Annotated in this window: 18 protein-coding genes; 15 read left to right on the forward strand and 3 right to left on the reverse strand. The window is 42.5% G+C overall.

Annotated elements, in window-relative coordinates:
* Positions 1–185: 185 nt before the first annotated feature.
* The 4 genes from C9J47_RS14935 (at position 186) to C9J47_RS14955 (ending at position 4,495) form a co-directional block, all read left to right on the forward strand.
* On the forward strand, positions 186–848 hold the full coding sequence (locus tag C9J47_RS14935) for a hypothetical protein (RefSeq protein WP_107254232.1): 663 nt from the start codon (positions 186–188) through the stop codon (positions 846–848).
* A 12-nt stretch (positions 849–860) separates the two neighbouring features.
* On the forward strand, positions 861–1,232 hold the full coding sequence (locus tag C9J47_RS14940) for a VanZ family protein (RefSeq protein ID WP_107254233.1): 372 nt from the start codon (positions 861–863) through the stop codon (positions 1,230–1,232).
* 397 nt (positions 1,233–1,629) lie between these two features.
* The gene (locus C9J47_RS14945; protein ID WP_107254234.1) at positions 1,630–3,459 is read left to right on the forward strand and encodes a methyl-accepting chemotaxis protein; all 1,830 of its coding nucleotides are present in this window, start codon (positions 1,630–1,632) and stop codon (positions 3,457–3,459) included.
* A 565-nt stretch (positions 3,460–4,024) separates the two neighbouring features.
* Positions 4,025–4,495 (forward strand): hypothetical protein, encoded by a 471-nt coding sequence (locus C9J47_RS14955; RefSeq protein WP_146150850.1) that lies wholly within the window; start codon positions 4,025–4,027, stop codon positions 4,493–4,495.
* A 66-nt stretch (positions 4,496–4,561) separates the two neighbouring features.
* Here the strand turns inward: C9J47_RS14955 and C9J47_RS14960 are convergent, their stop codons facing one another.
* Positions 4,562–5,758: a S8 family serine peptidase gene (locus C9J47_RS14960; RefSeq protein WP_245903482.1), complete on the reverse strand. Its 1,197-nt coding sequence runs from the start codon at positions 5,756–5,758 to the stop codon at positions 4,562–4,564.
* Positions 5,759–6,334: 576 nt separating this feature from the next.
* On the opposite strand from C9J47_RS14960, the gene betI reads away from it, so the two are divergent.
* The 9 genes from betI to dcuC all read left to right on the forward strand — a co-directional run bounded on the left by betI (position 6,335) and on the right by dcuC (position 17,611).
* Positions 6,335–6,928 (forward strand): transcriptional regulator BetI, encoded by a 594-nt coding sequence (betI, locus tag C9J47_RS14965; protein ID WP_107254236.1) that lies wholly within the window; start codon positions 6,335–6,337, stop codon positions 6,926–6,928.
* Positions 6,929–6,970: 42 nt separating this feature from the next.
* On the forward strand, positions 6,971–8,431 hold the full coding sequence (gene betB / locus C9J47_RS14970; protein WP_107254237.1) for a betaine-aldehyde dehydrogenase: 1,461 nt from the start codon (positions 6,971–6,973) through the stop codon (positions 8,429–8,431).
* Positions 8,432–8,530: 99 nt separating this feature from the next.
* Positions 8,531–10,225, forward strand: a complete 1,695-nt coding sequence (betA, locus tag C9J47_RS14975; RefSeq protein ID WP_107254238.1) for a choline dehydrogenase — start codon at positions 8,531–8,533, stop codon at positions 10,223–10,225.
* Positions 10,226–10,379: 154 nt separating this feature from the next.
* Positions 10,380–11,330, forward strand: coding sequence for a choline ABC transporter substrate-binding protein (locus C9J47_RS14980; RefSeq protein ID WP_107246002.1), 951 nt, complete (start codon positions 10,380–10,382; stop codon positions 11,328–11,330).
* A 127-nt stretch (positions 11,331–11,457) separates the two neighbouring features.
* Positions 11,458–12,306 (forward strand): choline ABC transporter permease subunit, encoded by an 849-nt coding sequence (gene choW / locus C9J47_RS14985; RefSeq protein ID WP_107254239.1) that lies wholly within the window; start codon positions 11,458–11,460, stop codon positions 12,304–12,306.
* A 2-nt stretch (positions 12,307–12,308) separates the two neighbouring features.
* On the forward strand, positions 12,309–13,511 hold the full coding sequence (gene choV / locus C9J47_RS14990) for a choline ABC transporter ATP-binding protein (RefSeq protein ID WP_107254240.1): 1,203 nt from the start codon (positions 12,309–12,311) through the stop codon (positions 13,509–13,511).
* A gap of 196 nt (positions 13,512–13,707) precedes the next feature.
* Complete coding sequence (locus C9J47_RS14995; protein WP_211321758.1) at positions 13,708–15,486, forward strand: choline/carnitine O-acyltransferase; 1,779 nt, start codon at positions 13,708–13,710, stop codon at positions 15,484–15,486.
* Between the two features lie 83 nt (positions 15,487–15,569).
* A complete protein-coding gene (locus tag C9J47_RS15000) occupies positions 15,570–15,752 on the forward strand; it encodes a winged helix-turn-helix transcriptional regulator (RefSeq protein ID WP_245903484.1) in 183 nt (60 codons plus the stop codon).
* Between the two features lie 470 nt (positions 15,753–16,222).
* Complete coding sequence (dcuC, locus tag C9J47_RS15005) at positions 16,223–17,611, forward strand: C4-dicarboxylate transporter DcuC (protein WP_107254242.1); 1,389 nt, start codon at positions 16,223–16,225, stop codon at positions 17,609–17,611.
* A gap of 130 nt (positions 17,612–17,741) precedes the next feature.
* Here dcuC and C9J47_RS15010 read toward each other — a convergent pair whose 3' ends face one another.
* Complete coding sequence (locus C9J47_RS15010) at positions 17,742–18,071, reverse strand: hypothetical protein (RefSeq protein WP_107254414.1); 330 nt, start codon at positions 18,069–18,071, stop codon at positions 17,742–17,744.
* A 366-nt stretch (positions 18,072–18,437) separates the two neighbouring features.
* Between C9J47_RS15010 and C9J47_RS15015 the strand changes: the two genes are divergently transcribed.
* Entirely contained in the window at positions 18,438–19,481 is a 1,044-nt protein-coding gene (locus tag C9J47_RS15015; RefSeq protein ID WP_107254243.1) for a GMP reductase, read from the forward strand.
* Between the two features lie 338 nt (positions 19,482–19,819).
* On the opposite strand, the gene C9J47_RS15020 is transcribed toward C9J47_RS15015, so the two are convergent.
* Positions 19,820–20,692: an alpha/beta fold hydrolase gene (locus C9J47_RS15020; RefSeq protein ID WP_107254244.1), complete on the reverse strand. Its 873-nt coding sequence runs from the start codon at positions 20,690–20,692 to the stop codon at positions 19,820–19,822.
* 471 nt (positions 20,693–21,163) lie between these two features.
* Between C9J47_RS15020 and C9J47_RS15025 the strand changes: the two genes are divergently transcribed.
* A complete protein-coding gene (locus C9J47_RS15025; protein ID WP_107254245.1) occupies positions 21,164–22,651 on the forward strand; it encodes a BCCT family transporter in 1,488 nt (495 codons plus the stop codon).
* Positions 22,652–22,690: the final 39 nt, after the last annotated feature.

Below are 22,690 nucleotides of genomic sequence, written 5' to 3' on the forward strand. Positions count from 1 at the left end.
GACGCGTTACTTATGTATAGGTAACTAGACGAGGATAATTAAAAAAGCAGCTATACGCTTAACAGTGTGTAGTTGTTTTTGTTTTTTTATTATATGAATGTCTCAATACTTGACAATATGACTATATATTGTTTCTTTATAATTACTTAAGGTATGGTGACATAAATAAAACATTGGATGTGAATATGTTGGCTCGATTAGGAATGGTTATACAAGCACTATTAGCGACCTCAATATTCTATTTGGGTTACACCATTTATTCATTTACCAGTGCGGTGACGACGGCTGTAGATAGCTATCCTCAATTAATGAGCGATTTAAATGAAACTGCAGATAAACTGGAAATAGATCAGTGGCTACTGGTAGCAAAGACGTTTGAAGAAATTACGCCACAGGCATTAACACTTGTCGCTGAGTTGAAAACGACTATCGATGACGTTAATCAAACAGTTGCTTCAGTTGATCAAAAAATCCCATCAGTATTACAAGAAGTTAAAGTAATCAGATCTGAGACAATGCCAGCTGTGATACAAGTTGTCGATACGGTCAGTAACAAAACGATACCGCAAACATTAGTGGAGCTAGAAAACTATCGCAAAGATGTGATTCCAATGGTATTACTAGAAAGTAAAGCGTATCGTCAAAACACTATTCCAGCAGTTTTGAATGAATCTGAACAGTTGCGTAAAGAGGTTCCAGTTGTTGTCGCAAAAGTAGATGAAATCGTTGAAAAAAGCGAACAACTTACACAGCAAGCCACACAAGGCGCAGTGAAAGGGGTAATCTTGTCACCTATAAATATACTTCGGGAAGCAGGAACAGAGCTTAAATCGAAAGTGAATGAGTAGGGGCTAGGTTAGATGACTTCTCTTTTTCGATTCGTTTACAACTATTGGATTGTAATTACGCTTTTTCTCCTATTTATTATTACGTTTCTTTCGCTCAGCCCACAGCCGAGTTTACCTGATGTTCCGGGTACGGATAAAACACATCATTTCATCGCTTATGCTGCACTTATGTTTGGGGTTGCACTAAGAAAACCGAAAAATTGGCTATTGATTGCTGTGTTATTTATTTGTTGGAGTGGTGGAATAGAATTAATACAACCCTATGTTAACCGTTATGGTGAGTGGCTTGATTTAGCTGCCAATGTAGGTGGTCTTATGTGTGGGGCTATATTGGCGAATATTATTAACCTGTTCTTCCCGCTTACTTCTAATGTAAATAAATAGTCACCGATAGAGTTGTTCCCCCCTATTTCGATATAGTTATTGTCTAGGGCTATTAAAATTGAGCTATTACTCGAGACAATGTATATTTATTATGTCCACGCACGCACTGCTTTGTGTTGAATATTAATCTTATGGTGGTTATATATGCTTTCGTTAATATGATGAAATTAAATGATAAGTTGCATATTTAATAGTCGGTAATTATTTTTATGATAAAAATCTCGACTTATTACTAAATTTTTCACTAGTGTTGCCGCTACATTAATAGAGCCAAGTTAGATGTTAACCATTATAAAATAAAAAACTGCTTGTGTAATAGTAGCTTATTAAAGCATGACCAAGAAAGCCTGCTTATTTATTTTACAGCCCTTATTGTGTAGTTAAGAGTGCGTGCCAAATGAAGATAAAACATAAATTACTTTGCCTGACTGGATTGTCAGTGCTTGCCTTGTTATTAGTGTTAGCGGTAACGAATCTTGCTAATGAACGTATCATGAAGATTGACAAAATGGTTACGGATGTTAAATCGTTAGAGGTTTCACTACTTAATTTACGTCGAAATGAAAAAGACTTTTTGGCACGTTTAGATCTGAAATATCAAAAGAAATTTTTGGATAACTATTCTGCTTTTGAAAGTAAGACACAAACGCTGAAGGCTGAGCTGGATGAGTTATCGGTAAATGTACCGGAATTGAATAACTTAATGCCCAAAATGCAAAACTATAAAACGAGTTATCTTGAGTTGATTCGAAACTACCAAGCCCTTGGTTTAAAGCATTCTGAGGGGCAGTATAAAGCGATGTTCGAACAGTCTGATAGCCTGATGGAGCATGCTGTTCACGAAGGTGCAATCGAGAGTGTTGTTTATTCTCTTATTCTTAAAGCAGAGCTGTTTGCGTTTTCAAATGAGCGTAAATATCTTGATGAGTACCATGATTTATATAAGAAGCTTGGTAGCATTCAAGATATAGAGCTTAAAGAAGAGCTTGTTCAGTTCAATCATATATTTAGTCAGATGAGTGAACAGAAGAGGCTGATTGGTTTTGCCCACGATGAAGGTTTACGAGGTCAAATCCGTACAGCATCTCACCATGTTGAAGCTATGTTCTCAGATCTGGAAACTCAGCTAGAGAGTGAGCTTACAGAAGCTAAAAGCCGCGTAATGACCATAATTACAGTATCTGTTGTGATAGTGGTTATTGTGTTGGTTTTGCTGTCATTGTATATCAGTAACGGTATTCAACGTAGCATCAACAACCTAACCAACTTGATGTCGGAAATTTCTCGTAGTCATGACTTAACCCGTGTTGCTGATGAGAGCGGTAAAGATGAGTTGGCCGACATGGCATCCAATTTTAATGGGCTTTTGGCGAGTGTTCGACAACTGATTGGCAACGTTCAGTCTACAATCACTGAATTGAGTGCAGCCTCTGAGCAGCTACAGCAAAATAGTCAGGCGACAGAATCTGCTTTGGCTCAGCAGCAGTTAGAGACAGATTCGGTGGCAACGGCAGTTACTGAGATGGGAGAAACTGTAAAAGAGATCGCATCTACAACAGAAGGTGCAGCAGCTAATGCCAATCGAAGCAGCCAAGCTGCGGATTCCGGTCTAGCTGAAATCAAATTAACCAAAGTGCATATTACTTCACTGTCTGGCGAGTTAGATAAAACAAGTGATGAGATTATTAATTTGTCGGAGCTTTCAGTCAATATTGGTACTGTGTTGGAAGTGATCCGTGGCATTGCTGAACAAACCAACTTATTGGCGTTAAATGCAGCCATAGAAGCGGCGCGAGCTGGTGAGCAGGGAAGAGGATTTGCTGTTGTGGCAGATGAAGTTCGTACACTTGCTTCTCGTACTCAGCAATCTACGGAAGAGATTTCATCTATTATTACCTCAGTTCAAGAGCAAACAGGGGTTGTTGTTGAGCAAATTGCAAGTTGTCGCACGCAAGGTGAACAGAGTGTTGAGCGGGCTAATAGTGCTGAAATTAAGATTGAACAAATCATGGATGATATGCAGCAGGTATTAGACAATAGTACTCAAATTGCAGCCGCAGTAGAGCAGCAAAGTATTGTCGCTGCCGATATTAGCCAGAATGTGACGTCTATTCGTGATATTACAGTTGATAACTCTAATGCTGTACATCAGAACTCTCAGGCTGCCAGCGCGATTGCAGATCAAACGAGAGAACTGGATAAAGCCATTGCCAGCTTTAATGTTTAGGTAGTGACGTTACCTCGGTAAAGCGCTTCTAATTCCCAAATGCCAGAAAGGTCGCCTCAGGGCGACTTTTTTGTAACAGGTATAAGGTAATCGTTCTTATTAAGCAGTTTAGAGCTCTAATGCCAGAAAATTAACAATGACTTTTTTCTGTTGCTAATTCAGTGCCTTCACACTTCCATTTATACTGTTTGATTTATATCGCATAAAGATTAATTTGTGCGATAGCTAGTATAATGTTCAACGACATTGACATGAAGTACACCCTCGACAAGCAGACCGAGAGTGGAGGTCTAAAATGACTTCGCTGTATTTTACAATACACATTTCACTCGATTTTTGTAGAACCAGCTCTAGAGCATGCGGAAAATGCAAACCTTTCTCTCTTTGATTGTTCAAGTGTTGGCATAAAGATACAAATATTGCCGTTGAGTACGCGGAGTAACCTACAATTTCAGTAGGGTATTTTTGAATATCCTCTCGCTTAAAATGAAATGAACTAGAGGTTAATATGAATAATAAATTCGTCCTCTCATGCCTTAGTCTTCTACTCGGAAGCAGCCTGGTCATGGCTGCTGACAAGGAAGCCATAATTATCAGTGCAGAAAGTGCTGGTCCAGCAGTAGTCACGGCAAACGCTACTATCAAAAGAGGTGATGGCAAGGTTCTGCGTAAGGGTTCAAACGGCTACACCTGCTACCCTCAACAGGAAATTATCGGTCCGATGTGTAACGAACCAGTCTGGGATGCCCTCATCCAAGCCATGCTGAACAAGAAAGATTTCAAACCCGATAAGATCAGTGTGTCCTACATGCTAGCTGGTGAAGGGAGTGCCATCGGGACTAGCAACAGTGATCCTTATGCCACCAACTCGGATAACAGCGATGATTGGGTGAAGGAAGGGCCCCACCTAATGATCACTGTCCCCGATCCTACAATGCTGGAAGGTCTTTCCACTAATCCGGATGATCCGGTATATGTGATGTGGAAAGATACCCCGTATGCACACATTATGGTCAAAATAGGTGCCGATAAATAAAGGATAGGGGTCGGTCTATCGTGGTTTAATCACGGCTCAAGACCCTCCCCTTTATTTGTAACCTAGTTAAAGGTGAATAATCAGATCGGGATTACCATCAGTTTCACCATTAGCAGTCCCATCAGAGTCCGGCTCTCCCATTGTTAACATTAACACCGCGCAAGCATGAGGCGCCGCCATAGAGGTGCCATTTTTGATTGTGGTTCCTCCTCCTCTTTTAAGCGATAGAATACCTACGCCAGGAGCGGCAAATTCAATAGGTGGATTACCGAAGTTGGAAAATGAGGCAAAATTACCTTCTGTATCTATTGCCGAAATAGTCCAGATATTATCATATTCATTTTTACCAGCACTGGCTGGAGAAGTATTCATCGCATTTTGTGACTCATTACCCGCAGCTAGCGCAAAATAAATATCTTTATCGCCGTAAGTTGATGCATTAACAACAGCATCGTTTAGATCTTGGCTATAACTACCGCCTAAACTTAAGTTTGCGCAATCACCGGGAGACGCATTGGCGGCAACCCAATCAATTCCGGCAATCACTCCTGAAGTACTACCAGAGCCGCGGCTATTCAGTACTTTAACCGGAACAACTGTTGCACCGGCTGCAACACCAACAACATCAATTTCGTTATCGATGGCTGCAATAGTTCCAGCTACATGAGTACCATGACCGTGACCATCATCATATGAACTGTCTTTACGAGAGGTAAATGCACTAAAACCACGATCGGTGTCTACAGTCAAATCTGGATGGTCCAAATCAATGCCCGTGTCTAAAATCCATGCAGTAAGCCCTGTATTATCTATTGGTGGATCTACTGGTAGATAGCCAACTCTGGTTATTCCCCATGGAATAACCTGAGACTCGGAGGTGGTAGAGTCTTTTTTCCCTTTTCCCGAAGGCGGACCTGGGTATAGAACCATTAAGGAATCGGGTTCGAAACTAACAATATCATTTTGACCAGCAAAGGCAGCTTTAGCCTTGCCACAATTCATATTTACGGCAAAACCTTTGATAGAGTGTTTGTATATGTGTTTAGCCTGTGCATTAGCAGCGGCGACCATTCCTCTGGCCCGCCCTTTTACATCAAACTTAGAAATGCCATCGTCAAAGCGCACGATACAGGTATTTTTGATTTCAAATAATTGCTGACTGGAAGTATCTGTGGGCTCGGTAGCTTGTGCAGTCAGTGTCATAGTGACTGCACAAGCGATAACTGCAGTTTTAAATATTTTATCCATAAAGTCATCATTCATAATGTGATTATGAACTCCTTATTAATGCGTAATTAAAAAAGTCTTTTAAGTATCGTATAAATTCTCAGGATCGGTAGGTTATGTAGCAGGTAACCTTAATTAACTTCAGTTGGTTGTGCATTTCTTTGCTTTGGGATGTGAATTTTTTTATGACAATTTTAGACTGGTTCATAACTTAGAGTTAAAGAAAACCGCTCTAAAATGGCTGTGTAGCAAAGTTTCAATATCCAACGGATTTTTGGCATTTTCTCAAATTAATTTTGTAACGATGAGGCCTCACTCGCTGTCAATGGGAGGCTGGTAAATACTTATCATTGAAAAATTCAAATCAAAAATTTCATTAATACTGCTGAATAAAGTCATCATTGGTTGTTTTCGACACAAAACATTTTAATTAATTTTCGCCTTTCTGGAGCTGTCTGTATTTCCTTATGAATCATTACTTTATGGTTTTTAATTGAGTTTTAGTGTGTGTAGAATTCATTACTGCACGAAACATTTTTTTGACTTCCCTTTGAGAAGATGTAAGTCTATTTTTAATTAAACGTTCAATTAAAAAACATTCGAGTAACATTTATGCCAAAGGTAGGGATGCCAGAAATACGTCGACCTCAGCTTGTTGAGGCGACGATGAGCGTTATTGATGAGGTTGGATTATCGAATGCGAGCGTAGCTTTGATTAGCCGAAAAGCAGGTGTATCTCCAGGGATCATTAATCATTATTTTGGTGGTAAACATGGTCTATTGGAAGAAACCATGCGTACGGTGTTACGTCAGTTATCTGCCACATCAATCGAGCATCTTCGTGCTGTTGACAGTAACGATGTTCCAGCAAGGATCAGGGCAATTGTTGCCGCTAATTTCGATGGTTATCAAGTCGACAGCAAAGTGACTAAGACGTGGTTAGCATTCTGGGCTCAGTCAATGCACGATGGCGATCTACATCGACTCCAGCGTGTTAACGAACGTCGCCTTTTGTCGCACCTTCGCTATGAACTCAAGCAAGTTTTACCCGCTGAACAAGCCCTTTTTGTCGCACAGGGAATTGCAGCACTAATCGATGGGATCTGGTTGCGAGGCGCGCTGAACCCTAAAGGGGTTTGCCCCGAAAAAGCACAACAGATCATTTCTGATTATTTGGAAAAGCAACTCGCCCCATACTCAAACTGACACGCAACCTCATAATAAAAAACTAATTATCAAGGCATTTTGATGAAAATGAAGTCCCTTTACATCCATGGTCAAGCAACTGATGTTTCATCGGTCGAAACCTTTATAACCTCTAACCCTGCAACGGGTGAGCAACTGGCTGAAATCGGTCAAGCATCAACCCAAGATGTTGAGCGTGCCATTGAATCGGCTCAAGAAGGCTTCAAAGTGTGGTCTGCCATGAGTGGTATAGAACGCGGCCGTATCTTGATGCGAGCGGTGGCGATTCTTCGAGAGCGTAACGATGAGCTTGCCGAGCTGGAAGTCAAAGATACGGGGAAGCCGATCCAAGAAGCTATCGAGGTAGACATTGTCACTGGTACGGATGTTATCGAATATTACGCGGGACTTGCCGCTGCGATTCAAGGACAGCAACAAGACTTGGGACACGGTCAGTTTTTCTATACCCGTCGTGAACCACTAGGTGTTTGTGCTGGGATCGGCGCGTGGAACTACCCAATTCAGATTGCAATGTGGAAATCTGCGCCGGCATTGGCTGCGGGTAATGCGATGGTATTTAAGCCCTCGGAAGAAACACCATTGTCAGTATTAAAATTGGCTGAGATCTTTACCGAGGCAGGTGTGCCAGATGGCGTTTTCAACGTTGTTCAAGGCGATTATCGTGTCGGTCAAATGCTGTCTCGTCACTCAGATATTGCCAAGATTTCGTTCACTGGTGAATCTGGGACTGGCAAAAAAGTAATGGCTGATGCTGCCGGTACACTCAAAGATATTACGATGGAACTAGGTGGAAAATCACCACTGATTGTGTTTGATGATGCCAAGCTAGATAACGCGGTTTCCGCAGCCATGCTCGCTAACTTTTATACCCAAGGCGAAGTCTGCACCAATGGCACCCGTGTGTTTGTACACGATGCAATTTACGATGATTTCATCGATCAACTAGCACATCGAACGAACAAATTGATTATCGGCGACCCTGCCGATATGTCGACCCAAATCGGTGCACTTATCTCTGGAGAGCATCTGGAAAAAGTACTCGGTTTTATTCAAGCAGGTAAACAATCCGGTGCGCGTCTTATCTGTGGCGGTGAGCGTGAAACTGGCAACGGACTCGACAAGGGGTACTTTGTTCAACCGACCATTTTTGCCGATTGTACCGATGATATGCCTCAGGTTCAGGAAGAAATTTTTGGTCCTGTAATGTCGATATTGCGATTTACTGATGAAGATGAAGTGATCGAGCGAGCAAATGCAACGCAGTACGGACTTGCCGCTGGCCTATTTACCCAAAACCTTTCTCGTGCTCATCGTGTTATTGCTCAAATAGAAGCAGGCATTTGCTGGGTGAATACTTGGGGCGGTTCGCCGGCTCAAATGCCAGTGGGAGGCTACAAACAGTCTGGGATTGGCCGTGAAAATGGCATCGACACACTTAACCATTACACCCAGAACAAGAGCGTGATGATTGAGCTTGGCGATCTTGAATGTCCTTACGATTAACCCGTTAGGTAGCTGTAATGTCTGGTATCACAAGAATCACTCGGTATCAGTAACAGCAGCAGGCTTCAATCTTATTTGTAGAATCGAAAGGGAAATCAAATGAACACAACGTACGATTATATCATTGTCGGTGCGGGATCTGCAGGCTGTGTGCTGGCCGACCGTTTAAGCGCTTCGGGTGAACATCACATCTTGCTGCTTGAAGCTGGGGGAAGTGACAGAAGCATCTTTATTCAAATGCCAACTGCATTGTCATACCCAATGAACAGTGAAAAATATGCATGGCAATTCGAAACACAACCTGAGGCAGGTCTTGATAGCCGTAGCCTGCATTGTCCGCGAGGACGTGTACTGGGTGGCAGTTCTTCGATCAACGGTATGGTGTATGTGCGTGGCCATGCTTGCGATTATGATGAGTGGGTAGAGCAGGGTGCTGCAGGCTGGAGTTACCAAGAATGTCTACCGTATTTTCGTCGTGCTGAATCATGGATTCATGGAGAAGACACCTACCGTGGAGGTGATGGTCCTGTTGGCACATGTAATGGTAACGATATGGAACTAAATCCACTATATCAAGCGTTTATCGATGCTGGCCAACAAGCAGGCTACCCGAAAACTGATGACTATAATGGCTATCAGCAAGAAGGTTTTGGCCCTATGCATATGACCGTTGATAAAGGTGTACGTGCCTCTACTTCAAATGCTTACCTTCGCCGCGCTATGAAACGCAGCAACCTGACTGTGAAAAAGGGTGTTGTAACCCGTAAGGTGTTGATCGAAAACAAACAGGCGATAGGTGTTGAGATAGAGGTTGGCGGTAAAGTGCAGTCTGTCTATGCGAACACCGAAGTACTGCTATCTGCGGGCTCAGTCGGTTCTCCGCAACTTCTTCAATTATCGGGCATTGGCCCTAAAGCAGTATTAGAACAAGCAGGCATTGCTGTTAAACATGATTTACCAGGTGTTGGTGAAAATCTGCAAGATCACCTTGAAGTGTATTTCCAATATGCCTGTCACCAGCCAATTACCCTGAACAGTAAATTGGGGCTGATTAGCAAAGGGTTGATTGGTACGCGTTGGATATTGCAAAAAGATGGTTTGGGGGCAACTAACCATTTTGAGTCATGCGCATTTATCCGCTCTCGTGCGGGTCTGAAATGGCCAAATATTCAGTATCATTTCCTACCTGCTGCCATGCGATATGACGGTCAAGCAGCTTTTGATGGTCATGGTTTCCAAGTACACGTTGGTCCGAATAAACCGCAAAGTCGTGGTCGTATTTGGGTAACATCAGCCGATCCGCATCAAAAGCCGAACATTGAATTCAACTACATCAGCACCGAACAAGATAAACAAGATTGGCGCGATTGTATTCGCCTAACCCGTGAAATCTTGGCTCAGCCAGCCATGGATGATTATCGCGGTGAAGAAATTCAACCAGGTGCAGATATTACCAGTGATGAAGCCATGGATGCTTGGGTTCGTCAAAATGTGGAAAGTGCCTACCACCCGTCTTGTACCTGCAAAATGGGATCAGATAATGATCCAATGACAGTGCTGAATAAAGATTGTCAGGTTAGAGGCATAGAGTCTTTACGAGTGATCGATTCTTCAGTATTCCCAACCATCCCTAATGGCAACCTCAACGCCCCAACTATTATGGTGGCCGAAAAAGCAGCTGATGCCATCTTAGGGAATACACCACTCTCACCATCAAACGCACCGACGTGGATCGCGCCGCAATGGGAAACAGAACAACGTAACGGTGCCGCTCAACGCCCTACGTTTCCCTAACAAAGAAAATAATTAACTAGCTAGCGACAAAACTCTAGGAGGACGTTTTTACGCTTCCTGTGGGTTATTACAACCTAAAAATGGATAGTTACATCAAAAAACGAATAGCTGCATGAAGCAGCTTTAGCATAAAAATATGGATAAAGGAAAAGTCATGAAGACGAATACAGCCATTAAACACACAATTATAAGCAGTACCGCTTTATTATTAAGTTTCTCTGCATCAACGGCTTTTGCCGCTCAATGCGACACGGTACGTTTCTCTGATGTAGGTTGGACTGATATTACCGCGACAACTGCGGTTACTAGCGAAGTACTAAAAGGTCTTGGTTACCAAACATCAACGCAGCTGTTGTCTGTACCTGTCACCTATTCTGCGATGGCAAATAAAGATATCGATGTTTTTTTAGGTAACTGGATGCCGACTATGGAAGCAGATATTGCCAAATATCACCAAGATGGTTCAGTTGAAACCGTTCGCGCTAACTTAGAAGGGGCAAAGTACACCCTTGCTGTACCCAAATATGTTTACGATGCTGGCGTACGTAGTTTTGCTGATCTGTCCAAGCATAAGGATGAATTCCGTGGTCGCATTTATGGCATTGAACCGGGTAACGATGGTAATCGCCTGATCCAAGACATGCTCGATCAGAATGCATTTGATCTGAAAAGCTTCCGTTTAGTTGAATCAAGTGAAGCTGGCATGATGTCACAAGTAAAGCGAGCGGTTGACCGTGAACAGTGGATCGCCTTTCTAGGCTGGGCACCTCATCCAATGAACAGTAACTTTGACATGGTTTATCTAGACGGTGGTGATGACTTTTTTGGTCCTAACTATGGTGGGGCAAGTGTCCACACCAATGTTCGCCAAGGCTATTTGAAAACGTGTTCGAATGTTGGTCAGTTATTGCAAAATCTGAGCTTTAGCCTAGAAATGGAAAGCCAATTGATGGGCAATATTTTAGACGACAAGGCCAAGCCAGATGCTGCAGCAAAAGCGTGGCTAAAAGCCAACCCGCAAATATTAGAAAAATGGCTCGATAAAGTAACGGCTCGTGATGGTAGCAATGCGGATGAAGCCGTGAAGACCTATCTGAATATCTAATATAAAGCCAATCTTGATTCTACTGCCACCGTAATGCGTGGCAGTGAGTTGGCGCTATCGTTACATACAGAACGACCTAAAATTCCAATACATATACAAATACAATTAAGACCATTAAGGAGTAACAGTGGACTTTATTACAGAGCATAAGATCCCGCTAGGTGATTGGATGGCAACTTTCGTAGATTGGCTTACCTATAATGCCTCAGGATTTTTTGACTCGCTGTCATATACCCTCGAATCAATGATCATGTTCTTGGTCGACTTATTTAAATGGTTTCCGCCTGCGGTTCCCATCGTCATGACTGTTCTTTTGGCATGGTTCCTTCACCGAAGCCTCTCATTAGTTATCTTTATTGTTGCAGCACTGCTGCTGATCATGAACCTTGGTTATTGGCAAGAAATGATAGAGACTTTTGTGCTGGTATTAAGTGCGACAATGTTTTCGGTATTAGTGGGTGTGCCCATAGGCATTGCCGCGGCACATAGACCTTGGCTGTACACTATCATGCGGCCGATACTTGATTTGATGCAGACAATACCGACATTTGTCTACCTTATTCCAACCTTGGTGTTATTTGGTTTAGGTGTTGTTCCTGGCCTTATCTCTACCATTATTTTTGCCATTGCCGCTCCAATTCGCCTGACCTATTTAGGTATTAGCCGAGTACCAGAAGAACTGGTCGAGGCCGGTAGAGCATTCGGTGCCAGTCGAATGAAGTTGTTGTTCAAAGTTGAGCTTCCGGCGGCAATGCCAAACATTATGGCAGGAATAACGCAGTGTATTATGTTGTCGTTGTCTATGGTGGTGATTTCAGCACTAGTCGGTGCTGATGGCTTAGGAAAACCAGTGGTTCGTGCCCTAAATACAGTGAATATTTCTCAGGGGTTTGAAGCAGGGCTTGCTATCGTGTTGGTTGCAATCATTTTGGATCGCTTGTGTAAAACGCCAGCAAGTCAGAGCAGAGAGGGATAATCATGAGTGCTATTAGTATTAAAAATCTAGATGTTATCTTTGGTGATCAAACAGCCAAATCATTAACCATGCTAGATAATGGTAAAAGCCGTCAGGAAATCATTGATGCTACCGGCGATGTAGTGGGCGTGCATGATGTTAGCCTTAATATCGAAAAAGGGGAAATCTGCGTATTGATGGGCTTATCGGGCTCAGGAAAGTCGAGCTTACTGCGTGCTATTAATGGGTTGAATATTGTTAGTCGCGGCTCTCTTAATATTCAGGATGGCGACGAGCCAATTAACCTCGCTAATTGCGATAAAGCAGCGTTACGCCACTTACGTACAAATCGTATTTCGATGGTCTTTCAGAAATTTGCCTTAATGCCTTGGTTGTCAGTGCTAGACAATGCTGCTTTTGGCCTTGAGATGCAGGGTATAAGTAAAGTAGAGCGTCGCCGCCGCGCAGAAGAAATGTTGGAAATGGTAGGCTTGGCTGAATGGAAAAACAATTATCCTCATGAGCTATCGGGTGGTATGCAGCAACGAGTCGGCTTGGCGAGAGCATTTACCATGGATAGCGATATCTTGCTGATGGATGAGCCATTTTCTGCGCTTGATCCTCTAATTAGAAGTCAGCTTCAGGATGAACTGATTGAACTGCAGCGTACGCTGAATAAAACGATTGTATTCGTCAGCCATGATTTGGATGAAGCACTGAAGTTGGGTAATAAAATTGCCATTATGGAGTCGGGACGTTTAATTCAGCATGGTAGGCCGGAAGAGATCGTACTTAACCCTAATTCAGCATACGTTGCGGAGTTTGTGGCTCACACCAATCCGCTGAATGTGTTATGTGGTCGTTCTTTGATGACAGAGGTAACAGCTCTGAAATTACAGGATAGTAAACTGGTGCTAAGCCAGCATGATGAAACTTATATAGGTACTGATCTTCAAGGACATGTTACTTCAGCAACTCGTCAGGGTAAGGCATTAGATCTACATTCATGGCAGGAAGGAGACTGCTTTGAGGGGTTAAAACAAGATAGCTTAGTGATAGCTAATCCGGATATATCTATGCGAGAAGGTTTGGAAATCCGTTATCGAACGGGACAACCTGTTCTGCTGGCCGAGGATGGCCCGCTAATTGGCGTATTGGCTGATAATGATTTCTATCACGCCTTGTTAGGTAAACATATTTCACTAGAAACCGAAACCAGCACATAACTATACCCATACCAGCCCTTAAAATTACAAAGCGCGGAGTAATACCATTAAATTAGGTGGTATAAGCCTTAAAAGCCGTTATTAGAGCTTAGGCTTACTCTGCGTGTCACTTTATTTTTACCGCCTAGCGATGGAAATAATCGCGCTCAACAAACCCATTTAAAAAATAGACAAACCCCCAAGGAGTTAAAAATTAATGGGAAATACATTTAGTTGTCAAAAAGAGTTGCCGATAATGCCAGTGCCAAGCTTAAATGAAACTTGTCATAAGCTTATGGGATGGGCTGAGCCGTTATTAACACAAGAAGAACAAATCAGAACAAAAAAAGTGGTCGTTCAATTTCTTCAACCCGGTGGAGATGGCGAAAAACTACAAAATGAGTTGATTGAATGGGGGAGTAAACATGCCCCTTCAAACTGGTCTGCTGCTGCTTGGCAAGATATTTACTTGGAATCACGTGGCCCCTTGGCGATTAACAGTAATGTTTTTTATTACCTAAAAAGTAAGCTTGATGTAAAGACCAGCTCACAAGCGAATATTGCTGCCGCGCTTATTGCCAGCATTTATAATTTTATCTCTTTGATTGATAAAGAAGAGCTCACGGTTGACATGCAAAAAGATATGCCACTTTGTATGAACCAGTACAACAACCTTTTTTCCTCAACAAGAATAGCGCAACAGGGGATGGATAAGCTTAAAGTCTCATCGTCTAGAAAGCACATTGTTGCCATGCATAATCAGCGTATATTTCAGGTTGATATTCTTGATGAAAAAGGAAATATCAGATCGCCATCAGCGATTGAATCCGATCTTGATTGCATTCTTTCTATTTCAGGGGAAGGGCAAAACGTAGGCGTGCTAACAACAATGTCGCGAGATGCTTGGGCAAAAAGCAGGGCAAATTTGCTTCAGATATCGGTTAATAACAGAGAATCGATGACAATCATTGAAGATGCTGCTTTTGCCTTATGTTTGGATGAAAATATCCCAGAAGAGATCACTGAGGTATCCAAGCAGTTATTGCATGGAGATGGAAAAGATCGTTTTTTCGATAAATCACTGCAATTTATCGTATTTAAAAATGGTAAAACGGGGATCAATTTCGAGCATACAGGGGTTGATGGTTCCGTTATGCTTCGTTTGGTTGCACATATCTATGACACGATTGATCAGATTTCTTTTGATGATCGGAACGCTCCTGTTGAGAGAACGAGATCACAGATCTCTACAGCTGAAGAACTTAAGTTTGATTTAGATAGTGCACTAACACAGACAGTTCGTGCAGCCGTTGATTTGTTTGCTCAACACTCGGCCAATAACCAAATTAGGGTGTTGAATTTCACTCAGTTTGGCAAAAATCAGATCAAGCAATTTGGCGTGAGCCCCGATGCATTCGTTCAGTTGGCGTTACAATTAGCGGAACATAAGCTTTATGGAAAGTGTTACAGCGCTTATGAAGCCGTAATGACCAGAACGTTTCTTGATGGGCGTCTTGATGTTTTGTATACCGTTACGCCTGAGTCGATGGCGTTTATTCACAATATGCGTGCCCCTGATTGTAGCGCTCAGGCTAAGAGAGATTCACTCATTCAGGCGACACGAATACATGTTGAAAGGGCAAATGAGTGTAGGTTTGGCCATGGGATTTACACCCATTTACTCGCGCTTAAATACCGCTATAAAGTTGCTGGTCGTGACATCGGAATTGATACGCTTCCAGAAATATTTACCCAAGGAGGATATCAGGCTCTGACTCACAGCGTCGTTTGTACTAGCACTACCTCAGAATATGGTGTTGAATTAGCTGGTTATGGTCCGCTTGTCGATGATGGCTACGGAATTAGATACTTTAAGCGAAATGATTCCATCTGCTTCAATATAACAAGTCGAACAGATATGCAGGACAAACTCGATTTGATGCGAGTTTATATTGAGCAATCGCTGCTTGATATGGCAGATTTGATGCGAAGCTGATAAAACCGTACCCCAAAGACTATTTTTACAAATAGCATGGCGTTGTACTTAATGGGGAACCATTTTTATGTATAAATAAGCTGTTGTGGTATTCATCCAACAGCTTTTATCTGTATTGTCTTTACAGAGAGCAGCAAGAAACGATTCCAGTAACGATCAATTATAGTTTAACCTCGAAAGGAAAAGAGTTAGCGGTAATCATTAATCAGATAATTGCTAAGTCTGATTCTTGGAATAAAAGTACTAATAATGATAACAGTATGTAATCAATGATCTCTGTAATAGTATTTTTTCTGTGGTTCTATGATTACCTGAATTAATAAAAATATAGTTATATGATTGTTAAATAAAAGATAGCAATGCGGAAGGTTAAATTTTCAATAGATGCAGTTTTATTTTAAAATTAAATGCGAGTGTTAAATTGTCAATATTATATTGAGAAATTGAGTTGCACTCTACCTTTTGGGTATCCATTGTTTTTCAATGACTTATGTGTTTTATTTCATTTTTTATGTGTGTTTATTCTACCTTACGTTCGTTAGTGTAATCACACTATTTATTTAATTCCCGCTGTAGACTACGCCCGTATTAAATTGATTTAATTTCCTCTCCATGAATAACCATAAATGATGGTGCTTGTTGGTAAGTTCTTTATCGTTAATAGCCTGAGCGCTATTAATTGTATTCGACTTTATTCATGGCGAAATTCTGCGCAGGACTGTATTTAAGGGATTGTATGTTATCTATTATTATCGCGTTGATCGTGACGGCTTTTGTCGCGACATTTGTTTTAAAAGGGTATAAAGCTCAAGCCATTTTGATGGCTGGTGGTATTGTGTTAATGGTCGCAGCCATGTTGATAGGGCAGGACTTACCTTTGCCTGAAAGTGCTTCGACAGGATCGCAATGGCTTGATGTTTTCCAGTTTATTAAAAATACCTTTTCGAGCCAAAGTGCAGGCTTAGGTTTAAAGATTATGGCTATCGCTGGTTTCGCATTCTATATGCATGAAATCGGGGCATCAGAAGCATTGGTTCGCGTGTTAACCCGCCCGTTGGCAAGTATCAAACACATGCCGTATTTATTCATGGCCATGTGTTTCGTGATTGGTGAATTTTTGTCGATTTTTATTACCAGTGCTTCTGGTTTGGGTGTGCTGCTAATGGTGACGTTATACCCGTTAATGCGTAGCGTGGGTTTAAGTCGTTTATCGGCATGTGCGCCGATTGCAACGGCAGTGGCGGTAGAAATGGGCCCTGGGCAAGGTAATGTAAATTTTGCTGCTGAAATTATTGGCATCGATGTTGTTGATTACGTCGTGCAATACCAAATGGTGGTAGCGACTGCGGCGTTACTTGTGATTGCTGTGCTGCATATTGTGGTGCAGAAGTATTTCGATGTACAAAGTGGCCATATTGCCAGCGAGCATCGTCACTTGAATGAGAAATTAGAAACGCACGAGAAGCAATATGAGGGAAATGCACCAGCACCAACGATTTATGCCATTTTACCCGTTATACCTTTGGTATTAATTTTTACGTTCAGCAAGTTGATGATCAGTAGCATTAAAATGGACGTGACCACTGCAATGCTGGTATCGATTGTACTGACACTTGGTTTTGAGTTTGTTCGTCGTGATAATGCTAAAGCGGTTGTCGATTCTATCCAAATATTCTTTGATGGTATGGGACGTCAGTTTGCTAATGTCGTGACATTTATCGTCGCAGGTCAAACCTTTGCACAAGGTTTGAAAACCATCGGTGCGATTGACGTGATCGTGAATGCGGCTGAATCAGCAGGTTTTGGTCCGATACTGATGACTATCGTGATGGTGGTAATCATCATGGTATCTGCAATTTTAATGGGGTCGGGTAACGCTGCATTCTTCTCGTTTGCCAATTTAGTGCCAGAAATTGCAGGAAAGATGGGTATAGCCCCTGTAATGATGTTACTACCAATGCAGTTTGTTGCAGGTATGAGTCGTAATATTTCACCGATTGCCCCTAACATGGTGGCGATTGCTGGGGTGGCAGATGTGTCACCGTTTGAATTGGCGAAGCGGACAACTGTTCCTATGCTTGGTGGTATTTTGATTTCGGTGTTTGTGAGCATAACCAGCTTCTAATGCCCTCGAATCACAAGTAGATGATTTTATTGTAGGTAAGTACAACGCTAATTTTTAGATACAAAAAAGGCCACTGAAAAGAGGCCTTTTTTGTTAATACTCAGTAGAGGTGATTAATCAGATTAATACATTAAGCAACAACACTTACATCATTGCCCCATTTCTTAAGAATTACAGAAATTGGGACGATAGGGCCCATCATATTCACCCGCATTGGTTCACCACCTAAACCATAATGCAGCTCTGAAGAATCAGATGATGAGTAATGGTACTTATAATTAAACTTATCTGTTGCTAAATGCAGTAAATCAAAATCTTTACGATGACACGAAATATATGCACGCCAATACATAGCATCAATAATTTCATCAGGGCTTTCTGCCCGTATAATAAAACGCCAACTGCCATCTTCCCCAAAAAAATCGAGTGGGAATATTTTTCTTATTTTTCTTTTGTTCAAAACAACTAACCCATCCATTGTGCAATGCTTACAACCAACGTCCTTCTGTATGAAATATAGACGGTAAAAACGAAGGAATTAAGAATTATGCAAGGATTTGAGGAAAATGAAAGAGATTGATTAAAAAAGAGGGAAATCAGATAACAATAGAAGGGGAATCGCATTTTCTGTAGATGTAATCTAATGGATGGTATCACAAAAAAAAACGTATTATTAGACTTGTTAAAAAAGTTTCTGGCTCTATAATACTGAAAACCGGAGCGTCTGCCAACGCTCCGGTTTTTTTGTGCCTGCTCATAAGACGAAAACGATTACCTGCCAGTAAACGCTTCGCTGAGCAATATTCGATAAGATTAAGGAATTACCATGCGTATCGAACAAGACTTGAAGTTAGGTTTTAAAGATGTACTGTTTCGTCCAAAACGTTCAACGTTAAAAAGCCGTTCTCAAGTTGAATTAACCCGCGATTTTACATTCAAACATAGTGGTCGTCAATGGTCTGGTGTACCAATCATTGCAGCTAATATGGATTCAGTGGGTAGTTTTGAAATGGCAGCATCACTTTCTAAGCATAATGTGATGACTGCAATCCACAAACACTACACAGTAGAAGACTGGGCTGGTTTCGTTAAAAATAATGATGCTTCCGTTCTTAATAACGCAATGGTTTCAACCGGTACTTCTGAAGCCGACTTTCAAAAAACGAAAGACATTATGGCGTTAACTGATGATCTAATCTTTATCTGTATTGATATTGCTAACGGTTACTCAGAACATCTAGTTGAGTATGTACAAAAAGTACGTGCTGAATTCCCAACCAAGGTAATCAGTGCTGGTAATGTTGTAACTGGCGATATGGTTGAAGAACTCATCCTTGCTGGTGCAGATATTGTTAAAGTGGGTATTGGCCCTGGCTCTGTTTGTACTACACGAGTTAAAACAGGTGTAGGTTACCCTCAGCTTTCTGCAATCATCGAATGTGCTGATGCAGCACACGGCCTAGGCGGTCGTATCATTGGTGATGGTGGTTGTTCTTGCGCAGGTGACGTATCTAAAGCATTCGGTGGCGGTGCTGATTTCGTAATGCTCGGCGGTATGCTTGCGGGTCACGAAGAAAGCAACGGTGAAGTTATAGAAAAAGATGGCGAAATGTTCATGAAATTCTACGGAATGTCTTCTGAGTCAGCTATGGCTAAGCATTCAGGCGGCGTGGCTAAGTACCGTGCAGCTGAAGGTAAAACCGTGCTATTGCCTTTCCGTGGTCCTGTTGAGAATACTATCCAAGATATCATGGGTGGCATCCGCTCAACTTGTACATACGTTGGTGCAGCGCAACTTAAAGAGCTAACAAAACGCGCGACATTCATCCGTGTACAAGAGCAAGAAAACAACGTTTACGGTAAAGAATAAACCCGATATTGCCTCTTTTTGTTGAAACAACCATAAAGTGATATTTACCACCATAAGTTGATATTTATCACAACCATAACTTGATATTGCTTCTTTCTGTACCATACTTTTGTAAGTTTACGACATATGGTGAAAGAGGCAATATTTATGGCTATTATTCCTCTCCCCAATGGTTCTAGATGCACTTGAAAGTGCCTTCACCAGCCTTTTTCTAACGCGTTTATGCCCCATAACAAGCTAGAGTGACGACTCCGTTTTCCTTCGCCCAATAAAAAAGACCTCGCAATTGCGAGACCTTGTTCTTAATTATTAGTTGTTAGTGAACGGCTAGAACAAAACTATTTAACTGACTTAACCGCTTCCATCAGGATTGTATTGAACTCATTCGGCTTCTCTAGCATCGGGAAGTGTCCAGAGTCTTCAATGTAGTAGATGCTGTAGTCTTTGATGTGTTTCTTATTTTCTTCCGAGTTGGTTGGCCATAATCGAGCATTCACTAGTACCACTGGCACATTAACGCTCTCATACACACGGCTCGCTTTACCACTCACATATTGGCCTAGATAATGGCGGAACTGGTTGATCGCGATAGCTGGAGGAGCAGACGCCATGTCTTGCGTTATCCAGTGGAGCAATTCTGCATCTACCTCTTTTGGCAGTGAGTCTTTAACGAATACCGAAATGCCACCTTGAAAGTCTTCTTCAAATGGCTTGGTCATTAAATCAAGGTCACTTTGTGGAAACTCTAATGCCACGTTTTGCGATGTATCAACGCCAATAATACCCTTCACTTTCTTCGGCATGAGTTTCGCTGCTTCTGCTATAATGCCACCAGCCATCGAATGTCCAACCAAGATGACAGAGTCAAGTTGTTCTTTCTCGATTACCGCTTTAATGTCATTAGCGAAAGCGACCATGGTGTATTCTTTTCGGGTGAAGGACGAGTTCCCATGTCCTGCTAAGTCCATGGTGATCACTTGGTACTGCTGTGAAAAGTAACCAAGCTGGTTCTGCCAAAGCCTACTGTCTAAGCTCCAGCCGTGAATGAAGATAAGCGCAGTTTCTCCGCCCCCACTGATACCATAAGCGATTCGTTCACCATCGCTGGATATCGCAACACCGTATTTAGAATATGTGTTACTCGCCAAAGCACCCACGCTATTTAATGACATGAATACTAAGAATGTCATCGTCAAAATTAAACGTTTCATAGTTTCTCTCTATTTACTTTTGAGGGAGCACAGGAAATACCCCTCTCAATCAATATAGGTACTATAAACTATGAAGCTTTAGACAGGTCAAGGTTAGCTTTGATAAAAATAGGATAAAGGTAGAAGCTCAAATGAAGTGGCATTTTTGGTTTTGCTAAATTGTTTCTGTCCCAAAGTTAGTTAGCAAACAAACTGAGGAAGTAATTCCTCATAGTGCTTTGCTATATGTAACCAGTTTAGGCAATGGAGTGCAAAATCCGCGTCCAATGCTACAGTCATTATGAGTTCATGTTAAGCGAGTACCGGCGTGATTAAGAACAAAAGTAAGGGGGCAACTCTCGCTTTTTTCATATAGTAATTGGTAGAGCATGGGTTATAGAAAGCCTGATATTAGCCTGATGCAAAAGGCAAGACTTGACCCTGTGAAGCTCTGGTAACTTTTTTAATTGGTCAGCACCGAAAGGAATGCTCATGTTCAAGAATCCAATCCTTCTGCTCTCATTGTCTTTAACTGGCGGGATCGCACTGTGGGGTATCGCTGACACGGCTGGTTTGGCGGAATTTTCTTCGACGGTGGTCGGGATCATGTTCAATAGTCGAGGTTGGTTCATCATGCTGACCGCCTGCCTGCTGGTGTACCTGTGTATCTGGTTAGCCTTTTCCAAGTACGGGAGCATAAGGCTGGGCAAGGATGACGACAGGCCAGAGTTTTCCACCGTGAGTTGGCTGACGATGCTCTTTGCCGCAGGTATGGGAGTGGGTCTTCTCTATTTTGGTAGTGCCGAACCCCTGTTCCACTATAAATCCTTTCTACCCAATATGAGCCAACCAGATGCGGCACAGAATGCACTCTTTGCCACGAACTTCCATTGGGGGTTCCATGCCTGGGCCATCTATGCCACCGTTGGCCTTATCATTGCCTATTTCAGTTTCCGTAAGGGAACACCTAATCTTATCAGTGCTCCCATCCGGCATGTCTTCGGCGATCGAGGCTGGCCGAAGTGGGTGGGCGGCTTCAGTGACCTCATGGCGATCACCGCGATCGCCATCGGTGTGGGCGGTTCCATCGCCATTGGCGTTTTCCAGGTTCAGGCCGGCGTGGAGTCTCTGTTCGGGTTGGAAAAATCGGGAATGACCATCAGCTTGGTTATTTTTGGGATGCTGATCATCGCTTACCTCGGCCCGCTGACGGTTGACCTTGGCAAGGGGATGGCAGTGCTCTCTAACACCGCCATGGCCATCGCGGGCTGTCTGATGTTCTTCGTCATCCTCGCCGGACCCACCCATTACATTATGGGTGGGATCATGGGAGGGGCTGGCGAATACTTCTCAAGAGTCCTGACACAGGGTTTCCATACTCTGACCTTTTATGATGAGGTTGCGGGCAACTGGTTTCAATCCTGGACCCTCACCTATATGGTGTGGTGGCTGGCCTGGTCGCCGTTCGTGGGCGTATTTATCGCTCGTATTTCAAAGGGTAGGACCATCAAGGAATTTATCCTCGGAGTGGTTCTAGTGCCGTCAATTTTCTCGATCTTCTGGTTCGGCGTTTTTGGTAGTGTCGGGTTTTATGGGGTATTGGAAACGGATGTGGCAATCCTGGATGTGATTGACAATCACATCGATAGCACCACATTTTTTGTCCTCGATAAGTTACCGTTTTCCGATCTGACGATCGGTGCCACTGTTATCGCAGCCTTCCTCTTCGTGGTGACGAGCGTGGTCAGTGCGGCGTTTGTACTCTCCATGTTTTCCAGTGGTGGTGATCTCAATCCATCCACGAAGACTAAACTTGTTTGGGGGGGGATTCTGGGAGCGCTTGGGTTGGTGATGATTTTCTCCAACAGCATCGCTGCCGTCAAAAGCATCATCGCCTTGGGTGCCTTGCCGTTCGTTTACATAGTTTTGTTGATCGCAGTCTGTTTTATCAAAGAGTTAAGAAAGGAGACCTTCAAATGACGCTGCAATTAGTGGATACCTTACTTAATGTTAACGTTT

It is taken from the genome of Photobacterium indicum, from assembly GCF_003026215.1.
In the GTDB taxonomy this organism is placed as follows: Bacteria; Pseudomonadota; Gammaproteobacteria; order Enterobacterales; family Vibrionaceae; genus Photobacterium; species Photobacterium indicum.

Excerpts from the sequence above, each read along its gene's own strand:
- C9J47_RS14995 (WP_211321758.1), top strand. The coding sequence starts at position 13,708 with ATGGGAAATACATTTAGTTGTCAAAAAGAGTTGCCGATAATGCCAGTG.
- C9J47_RS14935 (WP_107254232.1), top strand. The coding sequence starts at position 186 with ATGTTGGCTCGATTAGGAATGGTTATACAAGCACTATTAGCGACCTCA.
- C9J47_RS14955 (WP_146150850.1), top strand. The coding sequence starts at position 4,025 with ATGGCTGCTGACAAGGAAGCCATAATTATCAGTGCAGAAAGTGCTGGT.
- C9J47_RS14945 (WP_107254234.1), top strand. The coding sequence starts at position 1,630 with ATGAAGATAAAACATAAATTACTTTGCCTGACTGGATTGTCAGTGCTT.
- dcuC (WP_107254242.1), top strand. The coding sequence starts at position 16,223 with ATGTTATCTATTATTATCGCGTTGATCGTGACGGCTTTTGTCGCGACA.
- C9J47_RS14980 (WP_107246002.1), top strand. The coding sequence starts at position 10,380 with ATGAAGACGAATACAGCCATTAAACACACAATTATAAGCAGTACCGCT.
- betI (WP_107254236.1), top strand. The coding sequence starts at position 6,335 with ATGCCAAAGGTAGGGATGCCAGAAATACGTCGACCTCAGCTTGTTGAG.
- betB (WP_107254237.1), top strand. The coding sequence starts at position 6,971 with ATGAAAATGAAGTCCCTTTACATCCATGGTCAAGCAACTGATGTTTCA.
- C9J47_RS15015 (WP_107254243.1), top strand. The coding sequence starts at position 18,438 with ATGCGTATCGAACAAGACTTGAAGTTAGGTTTTAAAGATGTACTGTTT.
- C9J47_RS15020 (WP_107254244.1), bottom strand. The coding sequence starts at position 20,692 with ATGAAACGTTTAATTTTGACGATGACATTCTTAGTATTCATGTCATTA.
- betA (WP_107254238.1), top strand. The coding sequence starts at position 8,531 with ATGAACACAACGTACGATTATATCATTGTCGGTGCGGGATCTGCAGGC.
- C9J47_RS15025 (WP_107254245.1), top strand. The coding sequence starts at position 21,164 with ATGTTCAAGAATCCAATCCTTCTGCTCTCATTGTCTTTAACTGGCGGG.
- choV (WP_107254240.1), top strand. The coding sequence starts at position 12,309 with ATGAGTGCTATTAGTATTAAAAATCTAGATGTTATCTTTGGTGATCAA.
- C9J47_RS14960 (WP_245903482.1), bottom strand. The coding sequence starts at position 5,758 with ATGAATGATGACTTTATGGATAAAATATTTAAAACTGCAGTTATCGCT.
- C9J47_RS14940 (WP_107254233.1), top strand. The coding sequence starts at position 861 with ATGACTTCTCTTTTTCGATTCGTTTACAACTATTGGATTGTAATTACG.